At 70.3% G+C, this 17,885-nt stretch carries 17 protein-coding genes and 3 pseudogenes; 10 read left to right on the forward strand and 10 right to left on the reverse strand.

All coding sequences use genetic code 11. From position 1 onward, the window contains the following. Window positions 1-267: 267 nt before the first annotated feature. Window positions 268-417, reverse strand: coding sequence for a hypothetical protein (locus ABD832_RS18035; RefSeq protein WP_344896349.1), 150 nt, complete (start codon window positions 415-417; stop codon window positions 268-270). Window positions 418-575: 158 nt separating this feature from the next. On the opposite strand from ABD832_RS18035, the gene ABD832_RS18040 reads away from it, so the two are divergent. Then, a complete protein-coding gene (locus ABD832_RS18040; protein WP_344896799.1) occupies window positions 576-977 on the forward strand; it encodes an SIMPL domain-containing protein in 402 nt (133 codons plus the stop codon). A 146-nt stretch (window positions 978-1,123) separates the two neighbouring features. Here ABD832_RS18040 and nadA read toward each other — a convergent pair whose 3' ends face one another. Beyond that, complete coding sequence (gene nadA, locus ABD832_RS18045) at window positions 1,124-2,161, reverse strand: quinolinate synthase NadA (protein WP_344896353.1); 1,038 nt, start codon at window positions 2,159-2,161, stop codon at window positions 1,124-1,126. A gap of 327 nt (window positions 2,162-2,488) precedes the next feature. Between nadA and erpA the strand changes: the two genes are divergently transcribed. Together erpA and ABD832_RS18055 are read left to right on the forward strand one after the other, a co-directional pair. Next, a complete protein-coding gene (gene erpA, locus ABD832_RS18050; RefSeq protein ID WP_344896355.1) occupies window positions 2,489-2,842 on the forward strand; it encodes an iron-sulfur cluster insertion protein ErpA in 354 nt (117 codons plus the stop codon). A 175-nt stretch (window positions 2,843-3,017) separates the two neighbouring features. Continuing rightward, a pseudogene (locus tag ABD832_RS18055) lies at window positions 3,018-4,002 on the forward strand (carbohydrate kinase family protein). 232 nt (window positions 4,003-4,234) lie between these two features. Here ABD832_RS18055 and ABD832_RS18060 read toward each other — a convergent pair. The 3 genes and pseudogenes from ABD832_RS18060 to ABD832_RS18070 all read right to left on the reverse strand — a co-directional run bounded on the left by ABD832_RS18060 (window position 4,235) and on the right by ABD832_RS18070 (window position 6,149). After that, the gene (locus tag ABD832_RS18060; protein ID WP_344896802.1) at window positions 4,235-4,657 is read right to left on the reverse strand and encodes a CBS domain-containing protein; all 423 of its coding nucleotides are present in this window, start codon (window positions 4,655-4,657) and stop codon (window positions 4,235-4,237) included. Between the two features lie 186 nt (window positions 4,658-4,843). Further along, a pseudogene (locus ABD832_RS18065) lies at window positions 4,844-4,987 on the reverse strand (sulfurtransferase TusA family protein); the annotation flags it as partial. A gap of 25 nt (window positions 4,988-5,012) precedes the next feature. Further along, the gene (locus tag ABD832_RS18070) at window positions 5,013-6,149 is read right to left on the reverse strand and encodes a cysteine desulfurase family protein (protein WP_344896358.1); all 1,137 of its coding nucleotides are present in this window, start codon (window positions 6,147-6,149) and stop codon (window positions 5,013-5,015) included. A gap of 218 nt (window positions 6,150-6,367) precedes the next feature. Between ABD832_RS18070 and ctaC the strand changes: the two genes are divergently transcribed. From ctaC to ABD832_RS18090, 4 genes are all read left to right on the forward strand, one after another. Continuing rightward, window positions 6,368-7,117 carry an aa3-type cytochrome oxidase subunit II gene (ctaC, locus tag ABD832_RS18075; protein ID WP_344896360.1) on the forward strand — a complete coding sequence of 250 codons (750 nt, stop codon included), beginning with the start codon at window positions 6,368-6,370 and terminating at the stop codon, window positions 7,115-7,117. Next, window positions 7,114-8,784 carry an aa3-type cytochrome oxidase subunit I gene (gene ctaD, locus ABD832_RS18080; protein WP_344896363.1) on the forward strand — a complete coding sequence of 557 codons (1,671 nt, stop codon included), beginning with the start codon at window positions 7,114-7,116 and terminating at the stop codon, window positions 8,782-8,784. The genes ctaC and ctaD overlap by 4 nt, the downstream gene beginning before the upstream one ends. Beyond that, complete coding sequence (locus ABD832_RS18085; protein ID WP_344896367.1) at window positions 8,781-9,176, forward strand: cytochrome c oxidase subunit 4; 396 nt, start codon at window positions 8,781-8,783, stop codon at window positions 9,174-9,176. Before ctaD ends, ABD832_RS18085 begins: the two co-directional genes overlap by 4 nt. 155 nt (window positions 9,177-9,331) lie before the next feature. Further along, entirely contained in the window at window positions 9,332-10,558 is a 1,227-nt protein-coding gene (locus ABD832_RS18090; RefSeq protein WP_344896369.1) for a L,D-transpeptidase, read from the forward strand. 185 nt (window positions 10,559-10,743) lie between these two features. Here the strand turns inward: ABD832_RS18090 and qcrB are convergent, their stop codons facing one another. From qcrB to ctaE, 4 genes are read right to left on the reverse strand one after another with little or no spacing between them, the layout of a single operon-like run. After that, window positions 10,744-12,405: a cytochrome bc1 complex cytochrome b subunit gene (qcrB, locus tag ABD832_RS18095; RefSeq protein WP_344896372.1), complete on the reverse strand. Its 1,662-nt coding sequence runs from the start codon at window positions 12,403-12,405 to the stop codon at window positions 10,744-10,746. Then, window positions 12,402-13,520 carry a cytochrome bc1 complex Rieske iron-sulfur subunit gene (qcrA, locus tag ABD832_RS18100; RefSeq protein WP_344896375.1) on the reverse strand — a complete coding sequence of 373 codons (1,119 nt, stop codon included), beginning with the start codon at window positions 13,518-13,520 and terminating at the stop codon, window positions 12,402-12,404. Before qcrA ends, qcrB begins: the two co-directional genes overlap by 4 nt. Next, window positions 13,517-14,332, reverse strand: coding sequence for a cytochrome bc1 complex diheme cytochrome c subunit (gene qcrC / locus ABD832_RS18105; RefSeq protein WP_344896378.1), 816 nt, complete (start codon window positions 14,330-14,332; stop codon window positions 13,517-13,519). The genes qcrA and qcrC overlap by 4 nt, the downstream gene beginning before the upstream one ends. 16 nt (window positions 14,333-14,348) lie before the next feature. Further along, complete coding sequence (gene ctaE / locus ABD832_RS18110; protein WP_486389075.1) at window positions 14,349-15,020, reverse strand: aa3-type cytochrome oxidase subunit III; 672 nt, start codon at window positions 15,018-15,020, stop codon at window positions 14,349-14,351. 149 nt (window positions 15,021-15,169) lie between these two features. On the opposite strand from ctaE, the gene ABD832_RS18115 reads away from it, so the two are divergent. The 3 genes and pseudogenes from ABD832_RS18115 to ABD832_RS18125 form a co-directional block, all read left to right on the forward strand. Beyond that, window positions 15,170-15,568 (forward strand): hypothetical protein, encoded by a 399-nt coding sequence (locus tag ABD832_RS18115; RefSeq protein ID WP_344896806.1) that lies wholly within the window; start codon window positions 15,170-15,172, stop codon window positions 15,566-15,568. Between the two features lie 33 nt (window positions 15,569-15,601). Then, window positions 15,602-16,663 (forward strand): anthranilate phosphoribosyltransferase, encoded by a 1,062-nt coding sequence (gene trpD, locus ABD832_RS18120; RefSeq protein ID WP_344896384.1) that lies wholly within the window; start codon window positions 15,602-15,604, stop codon window positions 16,661-16,663. 113 nt (window positions 16,664-16,776) lie between these two features. After that, window positions 16,777-17,511, forward strand: a pseudogene (locus ABD832_RS18125) (sensor histidine kinase); the annotation flags it as partial. Between the two features lie 66 nt (window positions 17,512-17,577). Here ABD832_RS18125 and ABD832_RS18130 read toward each other — a convergent pair. Beyond that, window positions 17,578-17,865, reverse strand: a complete 288-nt coding sequence (locus ABD832_RS18130; RefSeq protein ID WP_344896809.1) for an Lrp/AsnC family transcriptional regulator — start codon at window positions 17,863-17,865, stop codon at window positions 17,578-17,580. Between the last annotated feature and the right edge of the window lie 20 nt (window positions 17,866-17,885).

Here is a 17,885-nt window from a genome sequence, read left to right on the forward strand (position 1 = left end):
CTGCTCCAGGTGCTGTGGGGACGGTGCGAGCGCCGGCGACCACGTCGTCGAGGGCGACACCGCGCTGCTGGCCCGGTGGCGCGAGCTCACCCGGATCTGACCCCCGTCCCGGGAATCTCCCGTCATCTCCTCCGGAAACCACTCGGACCCCACCCGAGCCCGGCCGGGTGCGGGTAAACGTCCGTACCGGGATTCGGCCAAGACACGACAGGCCCCGCGGCGGGCGCGCCCGCCGCGGCCGGGACCCGTGATGCCATGACCTTATGATCAGATGTCACAGGCGGTGGTCTCGGCCGCCCTCGTCTCCGCCGGGCTGTTCGGCGGCACCGCGCTCGCCGACGCCGAGCCCGCCACGGCGGCCGTCGAGGTGGACCGTCCCCAGATCACCGTGACGGGGGAGGGCGTGATGTCGTTCACCCCGACGTCATGCGCCTGGACACCGGTGTGGAGGTGCGCCGTCCCACCGCGAGGGACGAGGCCTTCACCGCCGCCCGCGCCCGCCGCCGCCGCGCTGACGCGGGCACTGCTCGCGGCCGGGGTCCGCGGCCAAGGACCTCAGGACCGACGAGCTCTCCCTGGGGCCCGAGTACAAGGAATATCCCACGATCTCCGGCTACCGGGCCGCGCAGGGCGTCGAGGCCGTGGTCAGGAACATCGACTCCGCGGACGAGGTGGTCGACGCGGCGGTCGCGGCCGGTGAGGCGGTCCGGCTGGACGGCGTGTCGTTCGAGGTCTCCGACAACCGCGTGCCGCTCAGGGCGGCGCGCGAGATCGCCTTCAGGGACGCCAGGGCCCGTGCCGTGCAGTACGCCAAGCTCGCCGGGCGCCAGCTCGGCATCCCCCTGGAGATCAGCGAGCAGAGCTTCACCCCGCCGACACCGGTCTACGGCGCCGCCGGGATCGCGGACAAGGCCTCGATCAGCCCCGGCCGCCGCGACGTGTCGGTCAGCGTCAGGGTGGTGTACGAGCTGGAGTAGGCCCAGCCCGGGCGGTGTCCCCCGATCGCCCCCCGAACCCGGGTACGCGACAGGTTCCCGGCACCCGGCGGGCCCCGGCGGGTCGACCACCCGCCGGGGCCCGTCCCCGCTCCCCGCCCCGGCCGTGATCACGGCCCAGGGAGGGGTCAGGGCAGGGCCAGCATCCGGTCCAGCGCGACCTTGGCCCAGTGGGCGGTGTCGTCGTCCACGGTGATCTGGTTGACGACCTGGCCTGCGGCGAGCGACTCCAGCGCCCAGACCAGGTGCGGCAGGTCGATCCGGTTCATCGTCGAGCAGTAGCAGACGGTCCGGTCCAGGAACGTCACGTTCTTGTCGGGGAACATGGCGCCGAGCCGCTTGACCAGGTTCAGCTCGGTGCCCACCGCCCAGGAGGACCCGGCCGGAGCCTGTTCGATCTTCTTGATGATGTACTCGGTCGAGCCGACGTGGTCGGCCTTGGTGACCACCTCGTGCCTGCACTCGGGGTGGACCAGCACGTTGACCCCGGGTATGCGGGCGCGCACGTCGTCCACGCACTGGGCGCTGAAGCGGCCGTGCACCGAGCAGTGCCCCTTCCACAGGATGACCGTGGCCGCGGCCAGCCGCTCGGGGGTCAGGCCGCCGCCCGGCCGGTGCGGGTCGTAGACCACGCAGTCGTCCAGGCTCAGGCCCATCTCCAGCACCGCGGTGTTGCGGCCCAGGTGCTGGTCGGGCAGGAAGAGCACCTTCTCGCCGCGCTGGAAGGCCCACTCCAGGGCGCGCCTGGCGTTGGAGGAGGTGCAGACGGCACCGCCGTTGCGCCCGCAGAACGCCTTGATGTCGGCGCTGGAGTTCATGTAGGTGACGGGGACGGTGACGTCCGCGATCCCGGCGTCCTGGAGCACCTCCCAGCACTCCTCGACCTGGTCGAAGGTGGCCATGTCGGCCATCGAGCACCCGGCCGCCAGGTCGGGCAGCACGACCTTCTGCGAGGCGGAGGTGAGGATGTCGGCGGACTCGGCCATGAAGTGCACGCCGCAGAAGACGATGTACTCGGCGTCCGGCCGGGCCGCGGCCTCCCGGGCGAGCTTGAACGAGTCGCCGGTCACGTCGGCGAACCGGATGACCTCGTCGCGCTGGTAGTGGTGGCCCAGGACGAAGACCCGCTCGCCGAGCGCCGCCTTGGCCCGCCGGGCGCGCTCCACCAGCGCCGGGTCGGACGCGGACGGCAGCTCGCCGGACAGTCGACGCCGCGCTCGCTGTGCGGGTCGACACCCCTGCCGAGGACGAAGAGCGGAAGCCCGGTCTCGGTGGTCGTCACGGCCACACCCCCTTATCGTCGAAGTGACGACTAATGATGACACACGTCCCGCAGGTCCCGTTCGCCGGGAGGGGGTCCCGGATCCGGCCGAGGAGTCTGCGGCCTTCCAGGAATGTGTGCACCGGGACGGGTGTTGGTAGCGTCTGAGAAGGACGTCATACACAGACAGCCGTTCCCGGGGAGCGGCTGACGCAGACGCGGGAGTCACCACATGTCGGTTGAGAGCAGCCAGACCACGGCGCAGGGCCTGATCCTCAGTTCCGCGGCCGCCGCGAAGGTCAAGAGCCTGCTGGAGCAGCAGGGCGAGGAGGGACTCCAGCTGCGCGTGGCCGTGCAGCCCGGTGGCTGTTCCGGCCTGCGCTACCAGCTCTTCTTCGACGACCGTTCGATGGACGGCGACGTCGTCTCCGACTTCGACGGCGTGAGCGTGGTCACCGACCGGATGAGCGCCCCCTACCTGGTGGGTGCCACCGTCGACTTCGTCGACACGATCGAGAAGCAGGGTTTCACGATCGACAACCCCAACGCCACGGGTTCGTGCGCGTGCGGCGACTCGTTCAACTGACCGGGCGCGCACGGCCGGTCCGGACGGGGCGGCTCGTCCCGTAGGACGAGATCGCGAAGGCCCCGCGGGATGACATCCGTCACCCCGCGGGGCCTTCGCGCGCCCGCGCTGTCGCGTATTCTTGCGAGGCTCGACGCCCCTGTTTCCAGATGCCGACAACGAGGAGAACAGCCCCGTGCGCATCGCCGTCACCGGCTCCATCGCGACCGACCACCTGATGACCTTCCCCGGGCGCTTCGGCGACCAGCTCATCGCCGAGCAGCTCGACCGGGTGTCCCTGTCGTTCCTGGTGGACGACCTGCAGATCCGCCGTGGCGGCTGCGCGGCAAACATCGCCTTCGGCATGGGCTGCCTGGGGTTGCGGCCCGTCCTGGTCGGCGCGGTCGGCGCGGACTTCGCCGACTACCGCTCCTGGCTGGAGCGTCACGGCGTCGACTGTGACTCCGTGCACGTCTCCGAGGTCCACCACACCGCCCGGTTCCTGTGCACCACCGACGAGGACCACAACCAGATCGCCTCGTTCTACACCGGCGCGATGGCCGAGGCCCGCCTGATCGAACTGGGCCCCATCGTCGACCGGCTCGGCGGCCTGGACCTGGTGCTGATCAGTCCCAACGACCCCGAGGGGATGCTCAGGCACACCGACGAGGCGCGCCAGCGGGGCATCCCGTTCGCGGCCGACCCCTCCCAGCAGCTCGCCCGCATGCCGGGGACCAGATCCGCCAGCTCGTCGACGGTGCCGCTACCTGTTCGGCAACGACTACGAGAAGGGCATGATCGAGCAGAAGACCGGCTGGAGCGACGCGGAGATCCTCGACCGGGTCGCCGTCCGCGTCACCACGCTCGGCCCCAAGGGCGTCGTCATCGACCGCAAGGGCGAGCCGTCCCTGCACATCCCCGCCGCGCCCGAGCTCGGCAAGGCCGACCCCACCGGGGTGGGCGACGCCTTCCGCTCCGGCTTCCTGTCCGCCGTGGCCTGGGGGCTGCCCCTGGAGCGCTGCGGCCAGGTCGGCAACCTCGTCGCCACCCACGTCCTGGAGCGCGTCGGCGGCCAGGAGTACGAGCTCGGCCGGAAGGTCTTCCTGGAGCGCCTCACCGGCGCCTACGGCGTCGACGCCGCCTCGGACGTGTCGGGCTTCCTGAACTGCCACTACGCCTGATCCGGCGCATCTCGCCGCCTCCGGTGGCCGGGGCCGTCACCCGTACCGGGACCCGGCCCCGTCGCCGTGTCACCGCGCCCGGCCCCGCCGCGCCCTCGCGCCGCGGGGCCGGGCGCGGCGGGTTCCGCCCGCCCGTTTCCGGCCGTCCGTTTCCGGTCGTCCGTTTCCGCCTCCGCGCGGTGCGTTCCGGCCGTCCGCGTGCCCGGTCCGGACCGTCCGCGCGGGACGGGTGTCAGCTGCCCGCGTAGACGCGGTGGACGAACTCGGCCATCTTGTCGTCCGGCAGGTGCCTGGCCAGGTCGGCCTCGCTGATCATGCCGATGATGCGGCCGTTCTCGATCACCGGCAGCCGCCGTATCTGGTTCTGCTCCATCTTGGCCAGCGCCTCGGCGACGCCGGCGTCCGCGGAGACCCAGACCAGGCCGGTGGCCAGCTCCCCGGCGGTGATCTTGGACGGGTCCTGACCGTGGGCCACGCACTTGATCACGATGTCGCGGTCGGTGATGATCCCCTTCAGCCGGTCGTCGCTGCCGCAGATGGGCAGCGCGCCCACGTTCATGTCGCGCATCATCTGCGCCGCCCGGTCGAGCGTCTCGTGTGCCTCGACGCACCGGACCCCGGCGTGCATCAGATCTCTGGCGGTCTCACCGCTCATGTCGTCCCCCCGATTCCTCTGGTCGGACTTACGGAGGGGACATACCCGATTTAAGGGCAGATCAGTAATTACGCCGCACGTGGATGGCCCAGCCCCGCTGGGGGAGCTCGTAACTGGCCACGTGCCGTGCGACTTCAGCCGGCACCACGCGGGGATGTCGTTGAAGGCGGCGGGATCGTCGGCCAGCACCGAGACGATCCCGTTGAGCGGCACGAGGTTGATCTGCTCGGCCAGCATGATGATGGGGATCGGGCACTTCTTGCCCAACGCGTCGATGGTCAGGGCCGGAGGCTGGGCGGAATCCGCCGGGGTGGCCTGGCTGGACGTCATGACCTTCTCACTCCCCGAAAGTTGATCACAGCTTTACCCCCGCCTCCTCACGGATCCTGCGCACCACGTCCGGCAGGACGGACAGGAAGCGGTCGACATCCGTCGCCGAGGCGCCTCGGGGCAGCGACACCCGTACGTTCCCGTGCGTGAGCACGCCCATGGCCTCCAAAACATGCGACGGACGAAGCGTACTCGCCGTGCACGAGCTGCCGGACGATACCGAGAATCCGGCCCTGTCGAGTTCGGTCAGCAGTGCCTCACCCTCCACGTAGAGACACGAGAACGTGACGATGTGCGGTGCCCGCGCCACCGGGTCGCCGATCACCTCGACGTCCGGGACCGTCCGGGCGACCTCGGTCCTGATCCGGTCCACGAGCGCGGCGATCCTGGCCGACTCGATGGCCGACTCGGCCACGGTGGCGCGCAGCGCCGCCGCCGCCGCGACGATCGCCGGGACGTTCTCGAACCCCGGGACCCTGCGGCGCTCACGGTCGTCGTCGGGCAGCGGGCTGCGCCAGCGGGTGCCCTTGCGGACCACCAGGATCCCCACCCCGGCCGGGCCGCCCCACTTGTGGGCGCTCGCGGCCAGCACCGACCACCCGCCGGGCAGCGGCATCCGGCCCGCGGTCTGGGCGGCGTCCACCAGCAGCGGCACCCCCGCCCCGGCGCACGCCTCGGCGACCTCGGCCACCGGTTGCAGGGTGCCGACCTCGTGGTTGGCGCTCTGCAGGCAGGCCAGCGCCGTGCCCTCGGCACCGGCCGCCTCGGCGAACGCACCCGCCTCGACCGCGCCGGTGATGCCGACGCCGACCGTCTCGACCGCCCCGCCGTCGCGCTCGTGGATGCCCGCGGCGTGCAGCACGCTGGAGTGCTCCACCGCCGAGGTCACCAGGCGCCGCCCGGCCCGGCGCCGCCCGTGCAGGGTGCCGAGCACGCCCAGGTGCACCGCCTGGGTCCCCGAGGAGGTGAACGAGACCTCGTCCGGCCTGGCGCCCAGGGCCTCCGCCACCTCGGTCCTGGCCTGTTCCAGTAACATCCTGGCCCGGCGGGCCGAACCGTACAGTCTCGCGGGATCGGCCCAGCCGACGTCCAGGGCCGCGATCAGGGCCTCGCGGGCCTGGGGGTGCAGCGGCTCCGTGGAGGCCGCGTCGAAGTACGCCACGCTCCCAATCGTCGCACCACGCGCGGTGCGGGCGGGGGCTGGGCGGGAGGGCGGCCCATGGTCGCGCTAATGTGTCCCCCAGCGTGAAGCTGCTGACTACGAAAACCTGAACGTGAACAAACGATCTCCCAGGAGCGACTCCTGGGCTTCATCTGTGGGGTAGGCGATCCGTGAGTCCGACCCGCCGTTCTGCACGGCGTCCGTTGGCCCGCCGCCGGGTGCCACGCGCCGCCGCTCTGGCGCTGCCGCTGGTTTCCCTGACGGCGTGCAGTGCCGAAGACTGGTCCCGAGCCGGCCTGCCCGAGGGCATCACCGAGCAGTCCAACGCCGTCCAGAGCCTGTGGAACGGCTCGTGGATCGCGGCCCTCGGCACCGGCGTGGTCGTGTGGGGGCTGATCCTGTGGTCCGTCGCCTTCCACCGCAAGAGGAAGAACTCCCCCGACGAGCTGCCGCCCCAGGTGCGGTACAACCTGCCGATCGAGATCCTCTACACGGTGATCCCGATCATCATGGTCGGCGTGTTCTTCTTCTTCACCGCCAGGGACCAGAACTACATCACCACCATGTCCCCCAAGCCTGACGTCACGGTCAAGGTGGAGGGCTTCCAGTGGAGCTGGCGCTTCACCACCGAGTCGGCCGGCAAGACCGTGCAGGTGGCCGGCATGCCGGCGGAGAACTACATGAAGGGCCCGCAGCTCGTGCTGCCGGTCGGCAAGAGCGTCAAGTTCCAGCTCAGCTCGCCCGACGTCATCCACTCCTTCTGGATCCCGGCGTTCCACTTCAAGCTGGACGTGATCCCGGGCGTGGACAACAGGTTCGAGGTGCGGACGCTGGACAAGCCCGGCGTCTACGCCGGGCGCTGCGCCGAGCTGTGCGGTGTGGACCACAGCCGGATGCTCTTCTCGGTGAAGCTCGTGCCCGCGGCCGAGTTCGACCAGTACATCGCTAGCCAGGCCGGTGCCCAGTGACAGCAGTCAACAATCCCCTCGTCCTCTCCCCGGCGACGCCGACCCGCAAGGGCCTGGTGATCACCAAGTGGGCGTCGTCCACCGATCACAAGATCATCGGACACCTCTACCTGATCACCTCGTTCGTCTTCTTCCTGATCGGCGGCGTGATGGCGCTGGTCATGAGGGCGGAGCTGGCGCAGCCGGCCCTGCAGTTCATCAGCAACGAGCAGTTCAACCAGCTGTTCACCATGCACGGCACGATCATGCTGCTGATGTTCGCGACCCCGCTGTTCGCCGGGTTCGCCAACGAGCTGATGCCGCTGCAGATCGGCGCCCCCGACGTCGCCTTCCCGCGGCTGAACATGGTCAGCTACTGGCTCTTCGCCTTCGGCAGCACGATCGCGCTGGCGGGGTTCATCACCCCGGGCGGCGCGGCCAGCTTCGGCTGGACCGCCTACGCCCCGCTGTCGGACGCGATCTTCTCTCCCGGCATCGGCGCCGACCTGTGGATCGTCGGGCTGACCATCAGCGGTCTGGGCACGATCCTCGGCTCGGTGAACTTCATCACCACGATCATCTGCATGCGCGCGCCCGGAATGACCATGTTCCGGATGCCGATGTTCACCTGGAACATCCTGCTCACCTCGATCCTGGTGCTGATGGCCTTCCCGGTTCTGGCCGCCGCGCTGCTGGCGCTGGAGGCCGACCGCAAGCTCGGCACGCACATCTTCGACCCCCAGAGCGGTGGCGCGCTGCTGTGGCAGCACCTGTTCTGGTTCTTCGGCCACCCCGAGGTCTACATCATCGCGCTGCCGTTCTTCGGCATCATCACCGAGGTCATCCCGGTCTTCAGCCGTAAGCCGCTGTTCGGCTACATCAGCCTGGTCGGCGCCACCATCGCCATCGCGGGCCTGTCGATCACGGTGTGGGCGCACCACATGTTCGCCACCGGCCAGGTGCTGCTGCCGTTCTTCTCGTTCATGACGTTCCTCATCGCGGTGCCCACCGGGGTGAAGTTCTTCAACTGGATCGGCACCATGTGGCGCGGCCACCTGTCGTTCGAGTCGCCGATGCTGTTCGCGATCGGCTTCCTGGTGACGTTCCTGTTCGGCGGCCTGACCGGCGTCATCCTGGCGTCCCCGCCGCTGGACTTCCAGGTGGCCGACTCCTACTTCGTGGTCGCGCACTTCCACTACGTGGTCTTCGGCACGGTGGTGTTCGCCATGTTCGCCGGGTTCTACTTCTGGTGGCCCAAGTTCACCGGCACGATGCTGAACGACCGGCTGGGCAAGGTCCACTTCTGGACGCTGTTCATCGGCTTCCACACCACCTTCCTGGTCCAGCACTGGCTGGGCGCGCAGGGCTTCCCGCGCCGCTACGCCGACTACAGCCCGATCGACGGCTTCACCGACCTGAACATGGTCTCGTCGGTGGGCGCGTTCCTGCTGGGCGCCTCCACGCTGCCGTTCATGTACAACGTGTGGAAGACCGCCAAGACCGCGCCGCGGATCACGGTGGACGACCCGTGGGGATACGGCAACTCCCTGGAGTGGGCGACCTCCTGCCCGCCGCCCCGGCACAACTTCACCTCCCTGCCCCGTATCAGGTCCGAGCGGCCCGCGTTCGACCTCAAGCGCCCGTACGCCCAGACCCCCGGTGAGCTGGAGAAGGAGGAGGCCCGATGAAGGTCCAGGGCTGGCTGTTCATCCTCTGCGGCGTGTTCTTCGCCGCCGTGGACGTCGTCTACTGGTACTGGTCCAAGGAGCCGGTCGGCACGACCGCGATGGCCATCTCGGTGGGCTTCGCGTTCATGATCGGCTACTACCTGATGTACACGGCCCGCCGCATCGGCGAGCAGCCCGAGGACGACAAGCAGGGCGAGATCGCCGACGGCGCCGGGGAGCTCGGCTTCTTCAGCCCGCACAGCTGGTGGCCGCTGTTCGTCTGCCTGGCGGTCGCGCTCACCGCGGTCGGCCTGGTCATCGGCTGGTGGCTGTTCCTGATCGGCGTCTTCGCGGTCCTGATGGCCACCATCGGGTTCGTCTTCGAGTACTACCGGGGCAACTTCTCGCACTGACCTCCCGGCACCCGCGCCACGAGGCGGGCCACGGAAATCCTCCGTGGCCCGCTTTTTGTCGTTTATTGGGTGCTCGCGGTGGATGTCTTCCGTGGCGGACCGCCTACTCCGGGTAATAACTGAATGAGTGGTTCGATCCGGACAGGGGAGTTCATGTGGGGCACGCTATCCGCGGTTCGAGCCGGGGGGCCGGGGCCGGACTGCTGGCCCTCGCCCTGGTGACCGCCTCCTGCTCGACGAGCACCGCCACGCCGGGCGGATCCGCGCCGGCCTCCTCGCCCGCGGCCGCGGCCCTGGTCACCGTGGCGCCCCTGAACGGGGCGACCGGCGTGGCCACCGACACGCCGATCGTGGTCGCCGCCCAGGGCGGCACGCTGACCCAGGTCGCCGTCAGGGCCGTGAAGGGCTCCAAGAAGCCGCTGGCGGGCGTTCTCAGCGCCGACGGTACCCAGTGGCGCAGCCGCGGCACGGCGGCTCCAGGGGCCTCCTACGAGGTCCAGGCGACGGCCGTCAACCCCGCGGGCACCGCCACCCGGACCACCTCCTCGTTCTCGACCGTGAAGGCCAGGGAGACGTTCGCGATCCAGAACATCACCCCGAACCGGGACGACACCGGCCTGACCGTCGGCGTCGGCATGCCGATCATGATCACCTTCGACCGGGACGTCTCCGACCGGGTCTCGATCGAGCGCCACCTGTCGGTGAAGACCTCCCGGCCCGTGCTGGGCGCGTGGCACTGGTTCGACGACCGCAACGTGCACTTCCGCCCCAAGAGGTACTGGCCGGCCGGCACCAGGGTCCGCGTGCAGGCCCGCCTCGCCGGGGTACGCGGCGGCGCCGGCCTGTACGGCGCGGCAAACCGGGCCGTCGACTTCAGGATCGGCCGCTCGCAGATCACCCGGGGCAGCGTGCTGTCCCACCACCTCACCGTGCGGCGCAACGGCAGGGTCGTCCGGGAGATCCCGATGAGCGCCGGCAAGGGGGGCGTGTGGAAGTACCACACGACCAGCGGCGTGCACCTGGCCATGTCCCGGGAGAACGTGACCGTCATGACCTCGCCGGGGATCGGGCCGGGCTCGGCGGGGTACTACCGGCTGACCGTCTACGACACCGTGCGCATCTCCAACAGCGGCGAGTACATCCACAGCGCGCCCTGGTCGGTCGGCTCCCAGGGGTACTCCAACGTCAGCCACGGCTGCGTCAACGTCAGCCCGTCCAACGCCAAGTGGTTCCTGGACAACACGCTGATCGGGGACCCGATCATCATCACCGGCTCGCCCCGCATCCTGGAGCCCACCAACGGCTGGGGGCACTGGCAGGAGAGCTGGCGGCAGTGGCTGAAGTGGAGCAGCCTCAAGCACTTCACCACCGACGACGTCTGACTCCTGCGCGGCCACCGAGGCCCGCACGCGCGCACAAGGCCCGTGCGAGCCCCGCGGCGGGCCCCAGGCGCACGAGAGGGGGCCCGGACGCCGTTTCCGGTGTCCGGGCCCCCTCACGTACGGCCGTGGCCTCTGGGTGCCCCTGAGGGCCTGTGAGACCTCACGGGCTCCCGGGCGTGGTGCGGTCAGCGGGTCAGGGACCTGTCCTCGCCCTTGCCGACCGCTGCGGGCTCGTCGTGACCGTGGTCGTCGCCGTGGCCGTCTCCGTGCCCTGCCTCCAGCGGGATCTTCTCGCCGCCGTAGGCCTGGCTCATCCTGGCGCGGAGCCTGCCCAGCGGGCCGCGCATCCCCTTGGAGGGGATGCCGTCGCGGCCGGTGTTCCCGTCGGTGATGACCGGGACGGTCTCCCGGCGCATGTGGGCCGCGATGGCCTCGTGCGGCGGGACGTGCACCTCGATGTACTCGCCGTGGGGGAGACGCTTGATCACGCCGGACTCCACGCCGTGGCTGAGGATCTCCGCGTCGCTGCGCTGCAGGCCCAGGCAGACCCGGTAGGTGATGATGTACGCCACCACCGGCCCGGCGATGATCAGGAAGCGGCCGATGTAGGTCGTCCAGTTCAGCGAGACCTGGAAGAACGCGGAGATCTCGTCGTTGGCGCCGAGCAGCCACAGGACACCGTAGAAGGTGACCGCGGCCATGCCGATCGAGGTGCGGTGCGGGTTGTTGCGGGGACGCTCGGCGATGTGGTGCTCGCGCCGGTCGCCGGTGACCCACTGCTCGATGAACGGGTAGAGAGCCAGGCCCGTCATGATGATGCCCATCGGCACCAGGGCGGGGATCAGCACGCTCATCGCGAGCGTTCCCCCGGCCTGACCGAAGAGGTTGATCTCCCAGGCGGGCATCAGGCGGAGCGAGCCCTCCAGGAAGCCCATGTAGAAGTCGGGCTGCGAACCGGCCGAGATGTCGGCCGGGGTGTAGGGACCGAACAGCCAGATCGGGTTGATCTGGGCGAAGGTGCCCAGCAGCGCGATGACCCCGAACGTGAACATGAAGTAGGCGCCGGCCTTGATCATGAAGGCCGGGTAGAAGGGCGAGCCCACCACGTTCTCGTTCGTGCGGCCCTTGCCCGACATCTGGGTGTGCTTCTGCACCCACATCAGGATCATGTGGGCGCTGATCAGCGCCAGCAGGATGCCCGGGATCAGCAGGATGTGCAGGGAGTAGAACCGGGAGATGACGTCCTCGCCCGGGTACTCGCCGCCGAAGAGGAAGAAGGTGATCCAGGTGCCGACCAGCGGCAGCGAGATCGCCACACCCTCGGTGATCCGCAGGCCCGCGCCGGAGAGCAGGTCGTCGGGCAGGGAGTAGCCGGTCAGGCCCTCGGCCAGCGCCAGCGTCAGCAGCAGCACGCCGATCAGCCAGTTGAGCTCGCGGGGCTTGCGGTAGGCGCCGGTGAAGAACACCCGCAGCGCGTGGATCATCATGCCGCCGATGAACAGCAGCGCCGCCCAGTGGTGCATCTGGCGCATCAGCAGCCCGCCGCGCACGTCGAAGCTGATCGACAGCGACGACGCGTACGCCTCGGACATCATGACGCCGCGGAGCGCGTCGTAGGAGCCGGCGTACTCCACGTGGGCCATGCTCGGCTTGAAGAACAGGGTCAGGAACGTGCCGGTCAGCAGGAGGATGATGAACGAGTAGAGAGCGATCTCACCGAGGAGGAACGACCAGTGGTCGGGGAAGATCTTCCGCAGGTTGCGCCGGAGGAAGTTCCCCGCCCCGAGGCGGTCGTCGACGAAGTTACCCGCGCCCGCGATGGGCTTGGGAACGCTTTCGACACTCATTTTTGTTTGGCTCCGTTCTCACGGGCCTCGGCCTCGGCGTCGCCACGCTCCCAGAAGCTGGGACCGACAGGGACGGCGAAGTCCGCCGTAGCAACGAGGTACCCCTCATTATCCACGGCGATGGGCAGCTGGGGCAGAGGGCGGGCGGCCGGGCCGAAGATGACCTTGGCGCCGTCGGCGGCGTCGAAGGTCGACTGGTGGCACGGGCACAGGATGTGGTGGGTGGTCTGCTCGTACAGGGCCGCGGGGCAGCCGACGTGCGTGCAGATCTTGGAGTAGGCCACGATCCCGTCGTGCGTCCAGTTCAGGTTCGTCCCGGACCTGAGCTCCTCGGGACGGAACTTGATCAGGATCAGCGTGGCCTTGGCCAGCGCGTTCAGGTCGTGCTCGTAGCCCTCGGGGACCACCGACAGGATGCCGCCGGGGGAGTTGAAGTCGGCCGCCCGGATGGGTGAGCCGCTTCCCTCGACGAGCAGCTTGCGGGGCTTGCCGTCCTTGGTCTTCTCTCCCCAGACGGTGTGCCGCAGCTTCTCGGGGAAGTTCGTGTAGCTCGGGCCGAGGTCGCGCAGCAGCACCAGCGGGGCCAGGCCCAGCGGGGCGGCGGCGGCCAGCAGGGTGCGCCGCAGCAGCGGGCGCTTGGTGATCCCGCTCTCGGCCGCGCCCTGCAGGAAGGTCTCGCCGACGTAGGCCCTGGTCGCGGGGTCGGAGGCCATCGGGTGGCGCTCCTGGACCAGGCTGTACTTCGGCATCACCATGCGGACCCAGGTCACCATGCCCGCGGCCAGCGCGAGCAGCGCCAGGGTGAGCGTGCCGCCCAGCGCGAAGTTGGAGGTCTGCGTCTTCGCGACGTCGCCGACCTGGAAGATCACGTATGACGCGACGAAGGCGATCCCGGCCAGGAAGGCGACGGCGAAGCAGAGGGCGGCGTAGCGCTCGCCCTTCTTCGCGGTCGCCTCGTCCTGCGGGACGACCCCGGGGACCTGGACGTCCGCGGGCCGGGCGGCCTGCTCGGTGGTGCCGAGCATCGAGGTGCCCGCCGCGGGCGAGGGAGTGCCGATGACGCGCTTGGGCGCGCGCTCCTCGGGCTGTTCTGTGCCGTGGTTGTTCTCAGTCATTTGGCCTGTCGCCTCTTCGCGGTGATCCAGATGGCGGCCAGGGAGAGCAGGCTCAGGCCGACGATCCAGGCCACCAGACCCTCGGTGACCGGGCCGATGCGGCCGAGACCGGCGCCGCCCGGGTCGGGCTCGTTGCGCACGCCCACGATGTAGGCGATCATGTCCCGCTTCTGCTCGGGGGTGATGATGCTGTCGTTGAACACCGGCATCGCCTGCGGGCCGGTGACCATGGCCTCGTAGATCTGCCGCTCGGTGGCCTGGTGCAGCGGCGGGGCGTACTTGCCCTGGGTCAGTGCGCCGCCCGCGCCGACGAAGTTGTGGCACTGGATGCAGTTCGCCCGGAACAGTTCACCGCCCTTGACCGCGTCGCCCTTGCTGGCGTCGACCATGTCGTCGTCCGGCGTGACCGGGCCACCGCCCAGGGACTGGATGTAGGCGCCGAGCTGGCGCAGCGTGTCCCGGGTGACCCAGGGGGCCACGGGCTTGCGCGGGGCCTGCGACGACGGGTTGGCCAGGGGCATGCGCCCGCTGCCGACCTGGAAGTCGACGGAGGCCGAGCCGACGCCGATCAGGGTCGGCCCCTGGCCGGTGCCCTCGGCGTTGCGCCCGTGACAGCTGGAGCAGCTGCGCTCGAACAGCTTCTTGCCCTCGGCCACGTCGTCGGCCCTGCCGGACGCGATCGCCGCGTCGGCCTGCCGGGGGGTGGAGGCCGCCAGGGCGACGGTGTAGAGCCCGCCGATCAGCCCCAGGGCCAGGAGCAGGACGGCGTATCTCGCGAGGGGATGCCGCCGCCCAGCGGTGATCCTATTCACAGAGATCCCCGATTCCTTATTGAATTCCGTAGATGGTCACGAAAAGGCCGATCCAGACCACGTCCACGAAGTGCCAGTAGTAGGACACGACGATCGCGCTGGTCGCCTGCTCACGGGTGAAGCGCTTCGCGGCGTACGTGCGTCCCAGCATGAGCAGGAACGCGATCAGCCCACCGGTCACGTGCAGGCCGTGGAAACCCGTGGTCAGATAGAACACCGAGTCGTACGCGGAGTGCGACAGCGTGTGCCCCTCGTGGACCAGCTGGCTGTACTCGTACAGCTGGCCGCCGACGAAGACGGCGCCCATCAGGAAGCTGACGATGTACCAGAAGCGCAGCTTGGCGACCTGGCCCTTCTCGGCAGCCCACACGCCCAGCTGGCAGGTCACACTCGACAGGACCAGGATGACCGTGTTGGCCAGGGAGAACGGGACGTTCAGGTGAGCCTCGGGCCAGGGTTGCCCCTGGCCGATGGTCACCGACCGGATGGTGAAGTACATCGCGAACAGCGCCGCGAAGAACATGAGCTCGGAGGACAGCCAGACGATCGTCCCCACGCTGACCAGATCGGGCCGGCGGGACGAATGTGCTGTCGTCGTCGTTGAGATTGCGGATGCTGTCGCCACGGGCAGCATTATTGCGGCTCTCCTGCTCGGGTCGCCGCACGCCCCCCCCGATAGGGAGCGCATACGCCCCCCCGAAGTGGACGTACGGGGCAATTCACCCGGCAGTGGCTCCGGTCTGGGAGCCGGGGGCGGCAGACCGGTAGCATCCCAGGTGACCATACATCGACGGACGAGGGACAGTGAGCGCGACCGTGAGCACCGACGACACGACGATGAGGATCCTCGTCTACAGCGACGACGCGAGCACCCGCGAGCGGGTCCGCCAGGCCGTCGGCCGCCGCCCCGCCGCCGACGTGCCCTTCGTGGAGATCGTGGAGTGCGCCACCCACGCCAAGGTCGTCCAGTACTTCGACTCCGGTGAGATCGACGTCGCCGTGCTCGACGCCGAGGCCAAGCCGGCCGGGGGCATGGGCGTGGCCCGCCAGGCCAAGGACGAGGTGCACGACTGCCCGCCGATCTGCCTGCTGATCGCCCGCAGCGCCGACCGCTGGCTGGCCGAGTGGTCGCGCGCCGAGGCCGTGCTGGGGCACCCGATCGACCCGGTCGTGCTCGCCGAGACCGTCGCCGACCTGATGCGCCGCCGCCTGTCCACCCGCCTGCCCGCCCGGTAGAGAACCCCGGCGACGACCCCCCTGGAGACCTTCATGGACGCGCGTACCACCTGGCCCGCGCTGTTGTCCGCCCTGCTCGCGGGTGAGCACCTGACGGCCGACGAGGCCGCCTGGGCGATGGACCAGATCATGTCCGGCTCGGCCACCCCCGCCCAGATCGCCGGCTTCGCCGTGGCGCTGCGGGCCAAGGGCGAGACGGTCGCCGAGGTGGCCGGCCTGGCGCGCATCATGCTGGAGCGGGCCGTGCCGCTGTCGGTCGAGGGCCCCGTCGTCGACGTCGTCGGCACCGGCGGGGACCGGGCGCACACCGTCAACGTCTCGACCATGGCCGCGATCGTGGCCGCCGGGGCCGGGGCCAGGGTCGTCAAGCACGGCGGCCGGGCCGCCTCCTCCTCCTGCGGCGCCGCCGACGTCCTGGAGCACCTGGGGATCGTGCTCGACCTGCCCCCGGCCGAGACCGCCAGGGTCGCGGTGGAGGCCGGGATCGCCTTCTGCTTCGCGCCCGTCTACCACCCGGCGCTGCGCTTCGCGGGCCCGACCCGTAAGGAGCTGGGCATCCCCACGGTCTTCAACTTCCTGGGCCCGATGACCAACCCGGCCAGGCCCGCCGCCCAGGCCATCGGCATCTTCGACGCGCGCATGCTCCCCGTGGTGGCCGGCGTGTTCGCCGAGCGCGGCGTCTCCGCGCTCGTCTTCAGGGGCGACGACGGGCTGGACGAGCTGACCATCTCCACGACCTCCACGGTCTGGGTGGTGCGCGCCGGCCAGGCCGAGCGGACCGTGTTCGACCCGGCGGTCCTGGACATCCCCAGGGCCGAGCCGGACGCGCTGCGCGGCGGGGACGTGACCTTCAACGCCCAGGCCGTCCGCGACCTCCTCGACGGCCGCACCGGCCCGGTCCGCGACGCCGTGCTGCTGAACGCCGCCGCCGCGCTGGTCGCCCTCGACGGCGCCTCCGGCGACGCGAGCGGCGCCGTCGAGGACCTGGACGCCGCGATGGCCGCCGGGTACGAGCGCGCCGTGCGGGCCGTCGACTCCGGCGCCGCCGCCGCCACCCTGGAGCGCTGGATCGAGGTCAGCCGGCCGCGCTCCTGACGGCGTCCCTCCCCTCGTGGACGGACCGAAGATCCGCCCACGAGGGGATGTGACCCCCGCGGGGAGCGCTCTAGATTGCCTCCATGTGGCGTGCCGACTCCCCGATCGGGCAGATGCTCCCCCTCCTGCTGGCGTGCGTGACGCCGGCTCTCTGCCTGACCGTCGTGGTCCTGGTGCGCGAGCGCAGGCTGCTGCTGCTCAGGCTGAGATCCTGGGAGGCCGCGGACGCCGGCCGGCAGCGCGAGCTGGCCCGCGCCCGGTTCGCCGAGCGCCGGGCGCGCATCGCCCGGGAGCTGCACGACATCGTCGCGCAGGGGATCAGCATGATGACGCTCGGCGTGGGCGCCGGACGGATGATCATGAGCAAGGATCCCGAACGGGCCAGGGAGACCCTCAGGGTGGCCGAGGAGGCCGGCCGCCAGGCGCTGGTCGAGCTCCAGCGTGCCCTGTCCCTGCTGGACCTCGACGGTCCCTCCACCGGCAGGACGCCCCAGCCCCGGCTGTCGGACCTGGGCGACCTGCTCGCCGGGATCCGGGCGAGGGGGCTGCGGGTGGAGGTGGTCGAGGACGGCCGCCCCGCCGAGGTCGGGCTCGCCCTGGAGCTGGTGGCCTACCGGATCGTCCAGGAGGCGCTCGCCAACACCCTGCGGCACGCCGGGGCGGATTCGGCGCGCGTCACGCTGCGCTGGCGGCCGGGCTTTTTGGAGGTGTCCGTCCGCGACGACGGGCACTCCGGTCCGCCGGGGGCCGCCGGGGCCGGCCTGCTCGGCATGCGTGAGCGCGCCGTCCTGTTCGGCGGGACGCTGGAGGCCGGCGTCCTGCGCGGCGGGGGCTTCGAGGTACGGGCCAGGCTGCCCACCGCCGGTGAGGTGAGCCCCGGCCGCACCGGCGAGCCGGGGGAGCGGGCGCGGGGGCTAGTCGGACTCGCCCAGGCCGATCGAGAAGGCCGCGTCGAGGTCGTGCCGGGAGTAGGCCCGGAAGGCGATGTGCGTCTCGGTGTGCAGCACCCCGGCCACCTTGTTGATCCGCCCGGGGACCACCTCGGCGATCTCCTCGTAGGCGCTCACCCGGACCATGGCCATCAGGTCGTACTCGCCGGTTATCGAGTAGACCTCGCTCACCCCGTCGATCTCGGCGATCGTCTGGGCGACCTCGGGGATCCGGTCCACCTCGGCGTTGATGTGCACGATCGCGGTGACCACGAGCTTCCTCCTCGTTGAGT

The organism is Streptosporangium longisporum (assembly GCF_039534895.1).
GTDB classification, from domain to species: Bacteria; Actinomycetota; Actinomycetes; order Streptosporangiales; family Streptosporangiaceae; genus Streptosporangium; species Streptosporangium longisporum.

Coding starts and splice junctions, on each gene's coding strand:
- erpA (WP_344896355.1), top strand. CDS start 2,489: ATGTCGGTTGAGAGCAGCCAGACCACGGCGCAGGGCCTGATCCTCAGT.
- ABD832_RS18060 (WP_344896802.1), bottom strand. CDS start 4,657: ATGAGCGGTGAGACCGCCAGAGATCTGATGCACGCCGGGGTCCGGTGC.
- ABD832_RS18085 (WP_344896367.1), top strand. CDS start 8,781: ATGAAGGTCCAGGGCTGGCTGTTCATCCTCTGCGGCGTGTTCTTCGCC.
- qcrB (WP_344896372.1), bottom strand. CDS start 12,405: ATGAGTGTCGAAAGCGTTCCCAAGCCCATCGCGGGCGCGGGTAACTTC.
- qcrA (WP_344896375.1), bottom strand. CDS start 13,520: ATGACTGAGAACAACCACGGCACAGAACAGCCCGAGGAGCGCGCGCCC.
- ctaE (WP_486389075.1), bottom strand. CDS start 15,020: ATGCGCTCCCTATCGGGGGGGGCGTGCGGCGACCCGAGCAGGAGAGCC.
- ABD832_RS18115 (WP_344896806.1), top strand. CDS start 15,170: ATGAGGATCCTCGTCTACAGCGACGACGCGAGCACCCGCGAGCGGGTC.
- trpD (WP_344896384.1), top strand. CDS start 15,602: ATGGACGCGCGTACCACCTGGCCCGCGCTGTTGTCCGCCCTGCTCGCG.